We start from the raw sequence: 13470 nt of genomic DNA on the forward strand, positions 1-13470 counted from the left end.
GCGGAGCTACTCAGACAACGCGTACCAGGCATAGCTGTTCATGGCCCCGGACGATTTGCGCGAACAGTTCGGGTAGCGCGTAGGCTGGAATGACAATCCCGGCCTGGTCGATATTCAAGGAAAGCTGGGATTGCCATCCCAACCTACGCAGCGTCCGAAAAGCAAAGGGCCGGCATGTAGCCGACCCTTTGCATCGATAACGCGAAGTTTTACTTGGCCGGTTGCTGCTTCAGGCCGCGATGTTCGAGCATCGGCTCGATGCTCGGATCCGCGCCGCGCCAATCCTTGTACAACTTCGCAAGCTCTTCGGTATTGCCGCGCGAGAGCACCATGGCGCGGAAATGGTCCCCATTTTCGCGCGTCAGGCCGCCCTTCTCTTTGAAGCCCTCGAAGGCATCGTCGGCGAGCATCTGCGTCCACAGGTAGGCGTAGTAGCCCGCAGAATAGCCGTTGCTCCAGATGTGCAGGAAGTAGCTGGAACGGTAGCGAGGCGGTACGTAGGTCAGATCCGTACCATCCTTTTTCAGTGCAGCCACTTCGAACGCGTCGACATCCTGCTTGGACTCGTCGGCCGACAGCATGTGCCAGTTCATGTCCAGCATGGCCGCCGAAACCAGCTCAGTCATGTCATAGCCCTTGTTGAACAGCTGGGCCTTCTTGATCTTCTCGACCAGCTCCTGCGGCATCGGCTGGTGCGACTGGTAATGCTTGGCGTAGTTGGCGAAGACCTTCGGATCGAACGCCCAGTTCTCATTGAACTGCGAGGGGAATTCGACGAAGTCGCGGGCGGTCTGCGTACCGGACAAAGTGGGGTACTGCGCGTCGGCAAACAGACCATGCAGGCCATGGCCGAATTCGTGGAACATGGTGATCACGTCATCGGTCGACAGCAGCGCCGGCTGGCCGGCAGCCGGTTTGGTGAAGTTGGCGACGTTGTAGATCACAGGCTTAGTGCCCCGCAACCCGGACTGCTGCACGAAGTTGTCCATCCACGCGCCGCCATTCTTGTTGTCGCGCTTGAAGTAGTCGAAGTAGGCGAGCGCCATCGACTTGCCGTCCTTGTCGAACACTTCGAACACGCGCACGTCCGGGTTGTAGACGGGGATGTCCTTGCGCTCCTTGAACGAAAGGCCGTAAAGCTGGTTCGCCGCGTAGAACACTCCGTTCTGCAGCACGTTGTCGAGTTCGAAGTACGGCTTGATCTGCGACTCGTCCAGATCGTACTTGGCCTTGCGTACTTCCTCTGAGTAGTGCTCCCAATCCCACGGCGTGAGCTTGAAGCTGGGTTGCTTGAGCGCGGACTGGTCCTTGTCGATCTGCTTTTGGATGTCCTGCGCTTCCGTCTTGGCGCGCACGACCGCGGCAGGTGCAAGTTTCTGCATGAAGCTCATGACCGTTTCCGGCGTCTTGGCCATCTGGTCCTGCAACGTCCATGCAGCGTAATTGGGGAAACCAAGCAGCTTGGCCTCTTGCGCGCGCAGCTGAGCGAGGCGCGCAATGATGTCCCGGGTATCGTTGGCGTCGCCCTTTTCAGCGCGAGTTGACGAGGCATCGAACAGCGCCTTGCGTGTGACGCGATCGGTTAGATCCTGCAGGGCCGGCTGCTGCGTGGTGTTCTGCAGGGTGAGCACCCATTTGCCGTCCAGGTGGCGGTCTTTGGCCGCTTGCTCGGCGGCGGCGATGTCTTCGTCGGAAAGGCCGGCTAGCTTGGCCTTGTCATCGACGACCAGCGCGCCATTCTTGGCGGCGGCCAGGAGCTTGTTGTTGTACTGCGCTTCAAGCGCGGCATCTTCCTTGTTGTAGTCCTTGAGCTTGGCCTTGTCCGCGTCGGAAAGCTTCGCACCGGCCATCACGAACTGGCGGTACACCACTTCCACCAGGCGATGCGATTCCGGATCGAGCTTGAGCGAATCACGCTGGTCGTAGACCGCTTGAATGCGCTGGAAAAGTTTGCCGTTGAGATGGATCGCGTCTGCATGCGCAGCCAGCTTGGGCGCTTCCTCTTCCTGCACCTTTTGCAATGCATCGTTCGTATTGGCGGCGGTGATCGCGTTGAACACCTCCGACACACGGTTCAGCAGCACGCCGGATTTCTCCAGCGCCACATAGGTGTTTTCAAAGGTGGGCGGCTCGGGGTTGTTGGCGATCTTCTCGACCTCCTCCAGCTGCTGCCGCATGCCTTCTTCGATCGCCGGCTGGTAGTCGCTGTCCTTGATCTTGTCGAACGGCGGCGCCTGATAGGGCAGCGTGCTGGCGGTGAAGAAAGGATTGCTGGCCTGCGCCTCGGCGGCGGCGGTGGAAGCCTTGGCCGGGGCACTACCGGAGGTAGCCGGCGCGTTGTGGCTTTCATTGGGGGATTGCGAACAGGCAGCAAGCGCGACGGACATGGCGATCGCAAGCAGGCGGAGACGAGGCATGGAGGCTCCCGAAGATGGCTGCCCGGGGGCAGGAATAGGAAGGATTGGACCCCCGACTCTAGCCACAGCGCCCCCATCTTCCAAGCCTGCCGGACGACACAGGGCTTCAGAACACCCCGTCACGTGCTGTAGGTGCGATCCTTCCAGCGCGAACGGACACCCCGCCAGTAGCGGATGGCCGAGCTCCAGGTCATGCCCAGATACAGCACGGCGCCGAACGGAAGCAGCAGCGCCCAGGCCAGCCGCATGTGGTAGTAGCGCAGCATCGGAAGGTAGCTCAGCATCATGGCGACCAACGCGAGCAGGCCCATGCGCCAGGTAGCCGGCGAAGCCAACAGCAGGAAAGGCAGGCCATAGGAAATCGCAAACAACACGGTTACCACCAGCAGCAGCAGGGTGGAGTAGCCGAGCTGGGTGAAGGCCGAGCGCGCCACCATGTCGTGAATCGAGCGCAAGCTGCCATAGGGACGAAGACTTACCACGCCGCGGCTCAGGCCCAGCCAGGTGCGATAGCCGGCATTTTTCACCTGTCGCGCCAAGGTGCAGTCGTCGATCAACGCATTGCGCAGGCTGGCAAAGGCGCCGGCACGCTGCAGTGCTTCTGAGTCGACCAGGATGCAACCGCCTGCCGCAGCGGCGACCAGACGCGAGGATGAATTGGAGATCGAGAAGGGATAGATCAGCTTGAAGTAGTACACGAACGCCGGTAGCAGCAGGCGATCCCAGAAGCTGGTGCGCCTCAGGTCCGCCATCAGCGAGACGAACTGGCGGTTTTCGCGCTGCTTGTGTGCCAGCAATGCGGGCAGCAATCCCGGTTGCAATTGAATGTCCGCGTCCAACAGCAGCGTCATCGGCGTATGCACGTGCGCCCTGCCCTGCTCCAGCGCCCACAGCTTGCCTGCCCAACCTGCCGGCAACGCTTGACCACGGATCACGCGTACGTTCGGGAAGGAGGCGGCGATTTTCGCCGTATCGTCAGTCGACTGATCGTCTACCACGACCACTTGCAAGCCATGGCCCTGCGCCTGCAGGCCGGACAGCGTGAGGCCGATGACATCGGCCTCGTTGCGCGCAGGAATCAATACGGTGATCTGGCTCAGATCGGCCGGCCCGGTCCGCGGGTCGGCCTCGATGCGTTCACGCGTGCTCCAGGCCCGCCACGGTGTCAGTAGCAGGCCTACCCACATCAGCGCCGGCAGCGACGCGGCAATCCATCCCACTGTGCCCATCGAAAGTCGACGCCTTGGCGCTTAGTGGTTCGCTTCGGTACCGGTCTCAGCGCTGCGGCGCTGAATCGAGCTGATCGGAATGTGGATCGCCGTGGCGTCCGCACGATTGCCATACTTAACCGGCAGATCAGGCGCCATCGGGCCATCGGTACGCGGACCGAACATCGACACCTTCAGCGCTTTCAGCGGATGGGCGAACATGTCGTCCACCGCCGTGCCCTCGAAACCGCAGTGCGCCATGCAGTTGTCGCACTTCGGATTGATGCCCACGCCGTACTTGTCCCACTCGGTATCTTCCATCAATTCCTTGTAGGTCTTGGCGTAGCCTTCGTCGACCAGCAGGTAGCACGGCTTCTGCCAACCGAAGATGTTGTAGGTGGGGTTGGACCACGGCGTGCACTGGTAGGCCTGGTTGCCCGCGATGAAGTCCATGAACATCGCCGACTGGTTGAACGCCCACTTGCGCTTGCGTTCCTTGCCGATCTTGAAGATGTCGCGGAACAGCTGCTTGCTCTCGGTGCGGCCCAGGAACACGTCCTGGCGCGGCGCATGCTGGTAGCTGTAGCCCGGCGACACGGTGATGCCTTCCACGCCCAGCTCCATCGCGTAGTCGAAGAAATCGGCCACTTCTTCCGGCGGCTCGCTGTTGAACAGCGTGCAGTTCACCGTGACGCGGAACCCCTTCGACAGCGCAAGCTTGATCGCTGTCACCGCCTTCTCGAACACGCCATCCATGCAAACGGATTTGTCATGCTGCTTTTCCAGGCCGTCCAGGTGCACCGACCAGGTGAAGTACGGCGACGGCTTGTACTCGTCGATGTGCTTGGGCAGCAGGATCGCGTTGGTGCACAGGTACACGAACTTCTTGCGCGCCACGATACCTTCGACGATCTTCGGCAGATCCTTGTGGATCAGCGGCTCGCCGCCGGGGATCGACACCACCGGAGCATCGCACTCGTCCACCGCGGCCAGCGCCTGCTCGACGCTCATGCGCTTTTGCAGGATTTCCTTCGGCTGATCAATCTTGCCGCAACCGGCGCAAGCCAGATTGCACTGGAACAGCGGCTCCAGCATCATCGCCAGCGGGTAGCGCTTCTGGCCGCTCAGCTTCTTCTTGAGGATGTAGCTGGCGATCGTGGTTTGCTGAATAAGAGGGATACCCAAGGGATTTCTCCGGAATGTCAGGACGCCCGTGCAGCACGGCGTTTGGAAATCTTAACTGTTCGGTACAGTATAAGTCACTCGGACGTCAGCCATGCTTTTGGCTTGCGTCCGGCCTTTAAGCTTGGCGCGGCGCGAAGACTTCGGGGTGTTCGCGACGAATCCGCTGCCACTCGATCTTGAACCAGGGCGTGAAGGCTTCGGGCTTAGCCGCCATCTCCGCGTCGAGCGCATCCGGAGCGATGTAGCGCAGGCCGGAAATCTCGTTCACGTTCACCGTAGGCGCGGCGTCGCTGCGGCCGGCATACACCCAGCACAACTCATGCTCGGCCCCGTCCGCGTCGAATTGCGCCTGATACTCGAACTTGAACAGATAGTTCAGTTCGCAAGCCAGACCCAGCTCTTCCTTCAGGCGACGATGAGTGGCGCTATCCACCGTCTCGCCGCGGCGAGGATGGCTGCAGCAGGTATTCGACCAGTAACCCGGCCACAGGCGCTTGCCCGCTGCGCGCTGCTGCAATAACAGCTCGCCTTTCGCATTGAACACGAACAGCGAGAACGCACGGTGCAGGGTGCCCTTGCCGACGTGCGCGGCTGCCTTGTCGAGGAAGCCGACATCCCGGTCGTCATGGTCGACCAGGATCAGCGGTTCGTCGTCGAACGACACCACCTCGTTCGAATCGCGCCACTCCTGGCGCTCGAGTTCTGTGTTATCCAATCTCGACCTCCATCGCCTGATAGCCGGCGTCGCGAATCGCGGCCACTACCTTTTCGCGGTTTTGCGGGCACAGCGCGACGATCGAGCCGCCGCCGCCGCCGCCCGTGAGCTTGGCGCCCAGGGCGCCGTGTTCGCGTGCGATCTGCACCAGTTCTTCCACTTCCCAGCTCGACACGCGCAGCGCGTTGAGCAGACCGTGGCAGATGTTCATCAGATCGCCAAGGCGTTCCAGATCGTATTGCTGCATGGCATCCACGCCTTGCAGCGTGAGTGCGTCGATCTGCTGGAAAATGCCGTCATACAGAGCCGGATTGCGCTGCCATGCCGTGCGCACCTTGCCCACCGTTACGGCAGTGAGGCTTTCCTTGCCACTGATGCCGATCACCAGTGGAATGCGCTTGGGCAGATGGAGCTCGCGCACCATCGGCTGCTCGCCCTTCTTGCCAGCGCGCTTGTACAGCAACGGCTTGCCGTAGGTGGCCACTGTGTTGTCGATGCCGGAGGCCGAGCCATGCGCCACTTCTTCGCAACGGAAAGCCAGTGCGTTGATCTCTTCATCGTTCAAGCCCAGCTTGTAATGCTGGTCGAGCGCGCGGATCACCGCCACCGCCATCGCCGCCGAACCGCCCAGGCCCATCGCACGCGGCACATTCGGGAACACTTCGATGCGCATCGAGCGATCGGTCAGCTGCAGCTCGTCGAAAATGATGCCGAGCGAGCGCTGGAACGAATCGCGATGCGCCGGATCACGATGCAAGCGGTATTCCACGCCCCAGCGCGGGATGAACATGTCGACGCCGCCGGACTTGGTGTCCTGCGCCACCGCGCGCACGGCAAGCGGCACCGGCGCGGCAACGGCATGGCTACCGTAGACGACGGCATGCTCGCCGAGCAGGATGATCTTGCCGTGCCCGCAGGCCCGATGGTCGACCGAAGGTTGCTCCGCCGTCGTTGCCGGCACTCCGCGCGACTCCTTGCGCACCTGCTCGACAATCTCCTGCGCTTTCCAGATCTTGATCTCGCCGGTTTCCACTAGGCGCTCCACCACGGTGTCGAAGATTTCCGGCGTGGCACCTGCCGCCACGGCAACACTGCGCGCATGCAGGGTCATGTGGCCTTGCTGGATACCTTCGGTGACCAGCGCGCGCAGGGCGGAGAAATTCTGTGCCAGACCGACCGCGCCCATGATCTCGGCCAGTTCGCGCGCCGTCTTCACGCCGAGCAGGCGCAGATTCAGTGCCACGGTGGCGTTCGATTGCAGCGGACCGCCAACCGTGCCGACCTTCATCGGAATGTCCAGCTCGCCGATCAGCTCGCCCTTCTCGCCCTTGTACCAGCGCGTGAGCGAGGTGTAGCGGCCACCGCGCGCAGCATACGCATGCGCAGCTGCTTCGATCGCGCGCCAGTCGTTGCCGGTTGCCAACGCCACGGCATCAACGCCGTTCATGATGCCCTTGTTGTGCGTCGCTGCACGGTACGGGTCGATGCTGGCGAACTCGTTCGCGAGCACGATGCCGTCGCGCACTTCCTCGCCCTCGAAGCCCTTGCCGGTGAGCTGGTCGGCGGGGATCACGCAGCGCGCGCGCACCATCGAGCGATCGGTGAGATTGGAAAGAATGCGCAGGAACACGCGCCCGCCGGTCATCGTTTCGACCAGCGAGGCAATCCCCTCGCACATTGTATTGACCAGGTTGGCGCCCATCGCGTCGCGCGTGTCGACCAACAGATGCAGCACCAGCATGTCGCCGCCTTCGGGGCGCGGATGCACGTGCACTTCCAGATCCTGCGCGCCGCCGCCACGCGCCACCATCTGCGGATGCAGGCTGTTGGCGAGATTGAGCAGTTCGTCCTTGCGCTGGAGCAGAGTGGCCTTGGCGTGCGCCAGATGCGGCACGTCCACCACTTGCACCTGGCCGATCAGCACCGGTTCGGTGCTCTCGACCGTGAAGCCACCGGTACCGCGCACCAGCTTGGCCGCCGACGACAGGGCCGCGACGATCGAGGGCTCCTCCACCACCAGCGGCACGATGTAGTCGCGGCCGTTGACCAGGAAGTTCAGGCCCAGCCCCACCGGCAACCCCATCACGCCGACGACGTTTTCGATCATCTTGTCGGCTTTGTGAATCTTCAGCGTGTGATCACCGGAGACCAGAGCCTGATAATCCTCGGCCGACAACCAGCCGCGCTCATGGATGATGCGTACACGGTCGGATACCGAGAGTTTGTAGAAAGCGGGAAATCGGGACCGTTCGGCACTCGATGGTTCGGCGCTCATAGCCTTAAGCACTCCGTGATGGGTCAAAAGTCACAGGCCGCGTCACGACCTGGCACGCGGCCGGTAAGCCATGACGTTCAAGCGGACTGTGATCACGTCAAAATCCTTGCGGGGGAGGGAATCGCATCCGGGCGCATATGGCAGCTCACACCGCGGGAATCAAGGCCCAGGGGAACGACGTGCATACCGGCCGACACAATGGCTCGTTCAAATGTCGCCAACCTTTCCGCGTCCTGGGCAAACACCACCCCGAAGTCGCCGCCGGCGCCGCAAGGCTTATAGCTGACATCGCTACCGGAAGCCATATCGGCGAGCTGTTTTTGTGCGGGGGAATAGATTTCCAGTCCGCAAGCGGCGCCGAAGCGCTGCAAGCCCCGCGCATAATCACGCGTAAGCTCTATGAAAGATGGCATGCGCCGCTGCTTCAGCGCGTCGATCGCAGCAGCGGAAACGATGCCCAGTTCGCTCATATGTGCGGCGTAATCGCCTGCATGGGCCTGGCGCCATTGCGCCAAACGCTGCAGCGAATCGCTGGTGGAAACCGACTGCCCCGACCAAACGAACAGGCAGTTCAGACCGTCCGCTGAAATCGACTCGTAGGCGGGTTCGCGATCGGAGCCCACCAGCTGGTAGCTGATCAAGCCACCGGCCACGCTGGCCGCCACGTCCACTCCGCTGCCCCGGCCGCCTTGCCAGCCCCCATGCATGTGCAGCAGCCGCCGCATCCAGCCCAGGCGATCGGTCATGACATCGCCATGGCCGGCATAAGTGGCCAGGGCGGAAGCGAGCGCCACGGTCAGTGCTGCGCTGGATCCGAGCCCCAGTTTGGAGCGCACGCCTCCATCCGTATGAAAGAAACCGGACGTATCCAACTGCAGGTCGAAACCGGCCGCCGATACTGGCGCCAGGTCTTCGCGCAGCATGCCATGCCACACGTGATCGACCAACGTAAGCTTGGCCTTGGTCGCTTCGTCGCATTGCCATTGCAGGCGCCCATCGCTGCCGACAAGGGCCCGCGCCTCACTGATGTCAAGGTCCGGCGCACTGACATTGCACACGCAATCGGCGCGCGAAACGATGCGTACATGGGCACGGCGATCCACTGCCAGCACCAGGGCGCGCGCGCCCTCCAGCACGGCGTAGTCGCCAAGCAGCACCAGCTTGGCAGGTGCTTCGGCGGTGACTTCCATCACGCCTCCACCCAGTCCAAGGCAATCGCGCGGGCGCCTTCGCCGAGGCCAGTGTCAAGCACTTCCAGCACGCCCGGCACATCGCGCAGGGCCGCTTTCACCTGCTCGATCGCCGACGGTGCACACACGGCCTTGAGCTGCGGACCGGCATCGACGGTGAAGAACACAGGCACACCTTGTTGGCGCAGGGCACGCACGCGATGCATGCATTCCACCGTGGCGCCGTTCCAATAGAGCAGGCCCGGCTGTGCCGCCAGCGCCAGCGCGTGCATCTTCAGGCAGCTGTATTCGGAAATGCGCGCCAGCGCGTCGAAATCGCGCGCACGAATCGCATCACGTGCCACGCCGAGGTCCGCTTCCTGGGTCTCGATCCATGCGGACTGATAAGGCGAAGTTTCCGCCGTACGGCGCATGCCTTCCGTGGAGCCCACCTGCTTGGCCGCGGTGGAGGTGATCGCCACCGCGACACGCAGCGGCCACGCCTCGGCGTCAAGCAGCGGGCGCGCAACCGAATCGGTGCCGTCGGCCAGCTTGCCGTGCGCCCATTCCACGTAGCCGCCGAAGATCGAACGTGCTGCCGAACCCGAGCAGCGGCGCGCCAGCACGGACTGCTCCGCCAGGCTCAGCTCGAGACCCAGCGCACGCGCACCGGCATGCACCAGTGCGGCAAAGCCGGAGGCGGAAGAAGCCAGCCCCGCCGCCGTGGGAAAGTTGTTGCGGCTCGCAACCTCTGCACCGTAGTCGACGCCAGCGCACGCGCGCAGCAGGTCGAGGCACTTGCTGATGCGCTTGGCTTCGGCCTCATCGCTGCGTCCATTGAGGCTGACGCGATCGCCTTGTTGCCCCGGCACGAAGCGCACGTCCGTACGTGTCCACAGGCTTTCCAGCGTAATGGAGAGGGAGCCGACGACCGGCAGGTTCAAGGCGGCGTCGCGCTTGCCCCAGTACTTGACCAGGGCGATGTTGGGCTGTGCCTGGGATGCAGCACGCAGTTCACCGGATACGCCGGTGCTCGGTTTGCGATTCATAACATCTCGCTGAGGAAAGGGGATCGGTACGGGTATCGCGCGGGCTGCCGAATTATTGGTCCGGCTCGTCCATCACGAAAGGCAATTCGCCCGGGGCCGGCGTTCTCATCGTGACCCTGCTCCACACCGTACTGCCGCCGAACAGGCTGATGCCGATGTAGCCATGCAACTGCAATCGGTTCAGGCCGCGCAGCCGAACCCAACAATTATAAGTGCGGCCATCGTCGGAGTTATAGACATGACCGTGTTCCCACTTTTCCTTTTCCGGGTCGAAGCTCAGGCCGGTAAGCAGCCGCAACCCCGTCAGCGGCCGGTCACGCAAGGCAGGATTGGGGTTGCGCCGGTCGGTAGCGATCTTACCGTTGAGCTCAGGGCCATCCTCCGGACCATAGGTCTCATGCAGCTGCCAAAGGATATGACCTTGGTATTCGTCGCCGACCCGCTCGATCCGGATGACCGCATCGCGGCTCTCCACCAGCCAGTCGCCGACGATATCGGATGGAGTGGGTGCGTAGGGGTTGGCACGGCCAGCCATGGCCTGGCCACCGAGTCCCCAGCACAGCAAACAAGCCAGCGCGCCCAGCCATGCACGGCACCAGCCCTTCATCGCACGCCCTCTTGCACGCGCTCGGGGTCGCCCCCATATGTGCGCGCTTCGTGTCGACGGATTGCCGCTAGCATAAGCCTCTATGTCCTTTAACTGGTTGGTCGACACCCTGGTTCATGCACTAGGCATCGCGCTTGCGTTCGCCGCGACGGGCTATGCCTGCGTCGCGCTTTGGGCCGTAACGAAAGGATCACGAAAGACTCACCCCGTTTCTGCTCCAGCTGGCACACCGCGACCGGCGAGTGTACTCAAGCCTTTGCATGGTACCGAGCCGAGGCTGTATGAAAACTTGCGCAGCTTTTGCCAGCAGACGCACCCGGATTATCAACTGGTATTCGGCGTGCGTGAGGCCGACGACCCGGCCATTGCCGTGGTCGAACGTCTGCGCCGGGAATTCCCGCAGCTGCCCATGGCACTGGCGATCGATTCGCGCGTGCATGGCGCGAACTTCAAGGTCAGCAACCTGATCAACATGCTGCCGCATGCGCGGCACGACCACCTGGTGCTGGCCGATGCCGACATCCACGTACAGCCCGATTACCTGACGCGCGTCACTACGCCACTGGCCGATAGCGACGTGGGCATCGTCACTTGCCTGTATTACGGCCGGCCAGGGCCTTCGCTGTGGTCGCGGCTTGGCCGTCTATTCATCGACGATTGGTTCGCCCCTTCCGTCAAGCTTTCCCATGCCTTCGGCTCGACTCGCTTCGCCTTCGGCTCGACCATCGCTTTGCGCCGCAACGCGCTTGCAGCCATCGGCGGGTTTGCCGCCCTGCGCGACACTCTGGCCGATGATTTCTGGCTGGGCGAGCTGACCCGTCGCGCCGGCTTGCGCACGGTGCTGTCGGACGTAGTGGTCGGCACCGATGTCGGCGAAAGCCAATTGAAAGATTTGTGGTCGCACGAGCTGCGCTGGCTGCGCACCATACGCTCGATCGCGCCCGCGGGCTTTGCCATGACTTTCGTGTGCTTTGCGTCACCCTTGCTGGGCTTGGGCCTGTGCCTGGCGCCAGGGCCTACGAGCGGGAGCCTTGCCCTGCTCGGTGGCGCAGCGCGGGTTTTGCTACACTTTTTACAGCGGCGCTTCAGCGATCGAGCCTTCGCCTGGCATGAGGTCCTGTTGATTCCCCTCCGCGACACCTTATTGCTGATGGAATGGGCAGCCGCCCTGGCTGGTTGGCAGGTAAGATGGCGCGGGCAGGTACTGCACGCACGAGGCGACGGTTCAGCGCCGTAGACCATAATAACGGGTTGAATTTCTGAACCATCTGCTGTCCACGGGCACCGACCGCCCCGCAGGAGTCATTCGTAATGAAAACGCTTTTTCTGCAAGCTCCTTCCTTCGATGGCTTTGATGGCGGCGCGGGTTCGCGCTACCAGGCCAAACGCGAGATCAAGAGCTTCTGGTATCCGACCTGGCTGGCGCAGCCGGCGGCGATGGTGCCCGATTCGCGCGTGCTCGATGCGCCGGCCGACGAGATCTCGGTCGAAGACAGCCTGAAGATCGCCGAGGGCTATGACCTGGTGATCATCCACACCAGCACGCCATCGTTCCCGACCGACGCGAAGTTCGCCGAGCTGCTCAAGGCACGCAAGCCGAACGTACTGATCGGCCTGGTTGGCGCCAAGGTTGCAGTGGACCCCACCGGCTCGCTCATGGCTTCGCCCGCGGTCGATTTCGTCGCCCGCGAAGAATTCGACTACACCTGTAAGGAAGTGGCCGAAGGCCGTCCGTTCGAAAGCATCACCGGCATCAGCTACAAGCTGGCCGACGGCTCCGCGCAGCACAATCCGCCGCGCGCGATGATCGAGAACATGGACGACCTGCCGTTCGTGGCGCCGATCTACAAGCGCGACCTGAAGATCAGCAACTATTTCATCGGGTATCTCAACTATCCGTACGTGTCGATCTACACCGGCCGCGGCTGCCGCTCCAAGTGCACGTTCTGCCTGTGGCCGCAGACCGTCGGCGGCCATCGCTACCGCACGCGCTCGGCCGCCAACGTGCTGGCCGAGGCGAAGTGGATCAAGGAGAACATGCCCGAAGTGAAGGAGCTGATGTTCGACGACGACACCTTCACCGACAGCTCCAACATGGAGCGCGTGCACGAGATCGCGCGCGGCCTGGGCGCCATGGGCTGGACCTGGTCTTGCAACGCCAAGGCGAACGTGCCCTACGAGTCGTTGAAGATCATGAAGGAAAACGGCCTGCGCCTGCTGCTGGTGGGCTACGAATCGGGCGACGACCAGATCCTGCACAACATCAAGAAGGGCCTGCGCACCGACATCGCGCGCCGCTTCACCGAAGACTGCCGCAAGCTGGGCATCACCATCCACGGCACCTTCATCCTCGGCCTGCCGGGCGAAACCAAGGAAACGATCGAAAAGACGATCCAGTTCGCCAAGGAAATCAACCCGCACACCATCCAGGTGTCGCTGGCGGCACCGTATCCGGGCACCTCGCTGTACAAGCAGGCGGTCGAGAACGGCTGGCTGAAGGAAAACGAAGCGGTCAACCTGGTCAACGACAAGGGCGTGCAGTTGGCGCTGATCGAGTACCCGCATCTGTCGAAGCAGGAAATTTTCCACGGCGTGGAGAAATTCTACCGGGCCTTCTATTTCCGCCCGTCGAAGATCTGGGAAATCGTCAAGGAAATGCTGATGAGCTGGGACATGATGAAGCGCCGTCTGCGCGAAGGCGTGGAGTTCTTCCGCTTCCTGCGCGCGCACGAAGCCTGATTCCCGCTTGCTTGGGCATGGGTGTCTGCATGACATTCGCAATGCCCAATTTTCCCCGCCCGCCATGCCAGCGAACGCCGGCGTGACGGGCGGGCAAGATTGAGCG

General features: G+C 62.5%; 10 protein-coding genes. 2 read left to right on the forward strand and 8 right to left on the reverse strand.

The window, feature by feature from the left end:
* Window positions 1-209 precede the first annotated feature (209 nt).
* From dcp to EKH80_RS12190, 8 genes are all read right to left on the reverse strand, one after another.
* Window positions 210-2417: a peptidyl-dipeptidase Dcp gene (dcp, locus tag EKH80_RS12155; protein WP_126685036.1), complete on the reverse strand. Its 2208-nt coding sequence runs from the start codon at window positions 2415-2417 to the stop codon at window positions 210-212.
* A 119-nt stretch (window positions 2418-2536) separates the two neighbouring features.
* On the reverse strand, window positions 2537-3646 hold the full coding sequence (locus EKH80_RS12160; RefSeq protein ID WP_126685037.1) for a glycosyltransferase: 1110 nt from the start codon (window positions 3644-3646) through the stop codon (window positions 2537-2539).
* Between the two features lie 21 nt (window positions 3647-3667).
* Window positions 3668-4810, reverse strand: a complete 1143-nt coding sequence (gene hpnH, locus EKH80_RS12165) for an adenosyl-hopene transferase HpnH (RefSeq protein ID WP_126685038.1) — start codon at window positions 4808-4810, stop codon at window positions 3668-3670.
* Between the two features lie 115 nt (window positions 4811-4925).
* Window positions 4926-5525, reverse strand: a complete 600-nt coding sequence (idi, locus tag EKH80_RS12170; RefSeq protein WP_230473643.1) for an isopentenyl-diphosphate Delta-isomerase — start codon at window positions 5523-5525, stop codon at window positions 4926-4928.
* Complete coding sequence (locus tag EKH80_RS12175) at window positions 5518-7800, reverse strand: hydroxymethylglutaryl-CoA reductase, degradative (protein ID WP_126685039.1); 2283 nt, start codon at window positions 7798-7800, stop codon at window positions 5518-5520. The genes idi and EKH80_RS12175 overlap by 8 nt, the downstream gene beginning before the upstream one ends.
* Window positions 7801-7892: 92 nt before the next feature.
* Window positions 7893-8990: a mevalonate kinase family protein gene (locus tag EKH80_RS12180; protein ID WP_126685040.1), complete on the reverse strand. Its 1098-nt coding sequence runs from the start codon at window positions 8988-8990 to the stop codon at window positions 7893-7895.
* Complete coding sequence (gene mvaD, locus EKH80_RS12185; RefSeq protein ID WP_196240384.1) at window positions 8990-10018, reverse strand: diphosphomevalonate decarboxylase; 1029 nt, start codon at window positions 10016-10018, stop codon at window positions 8990-8992. The genes EKH80_RS12180 and mvaD overlap by 1 nt, the downstream gene beginning before the upstream one ends.
* A gap of 52 nt (window positions 10019-10070) precedes the next feature.
* Window positions 10071-10625, reverse strand: coding sequence for a DUF2147 domain-containing protein (locus EKH80_RS12190; protein ID WP_126685041.1), 555 nt, complete (start codon window positions 10623-10625; stop codon window positions 10071-10073).
* An 82-nt stretch (window positions 10626-10707) separates the two neighbouring features.
* Between EKH80_RS12190 and hpnI the strand changes: the two genes are divergently transcribed.
* Both hpnI and hpnJ read left to right on the forward strand, forming a co-directional pair.
* On the forward strand, window positions 10708-11862 hold the full coding sequence (gene hpnI, locus EKH80_RS12195) for a bacteriohopanetetrol glucosamine biosynthesis glycosyltransferase HpnI (RefSeq protein WP_126685042.1): 1155 nt from the start codon (window positions 10708-10710) through the stop codon (window positions 11860-11862).
* A gap of 74 nt (window positions 11863-11936) precedes the next feature.
* Window positions 11937-13364, forward strand: coding sequence for a hopanoid biosynthesis associated radical SAM protein HpnJ (hpnJ, locus tag EKH80_RS12200; protein ID WP_126685043.1), 1428 nt, complete (start codon window positions 11937-11939; stop codon window positions 13362-13364).
* The last annotated feature ends 106 nt before the right edge of the window (window positions 13365-13470 follow it).

The organism is Dyella choica, from assembly GCF_003977665.1.
In the GTDB taxonomy this organism is placed as follows: domain Bacteria; phylum Pseudomonadota; class Gammaproteobacteria; order Xanthomonadales; family Rhodanobacteraceae; genus Dyella_B; species Dyella_B choica.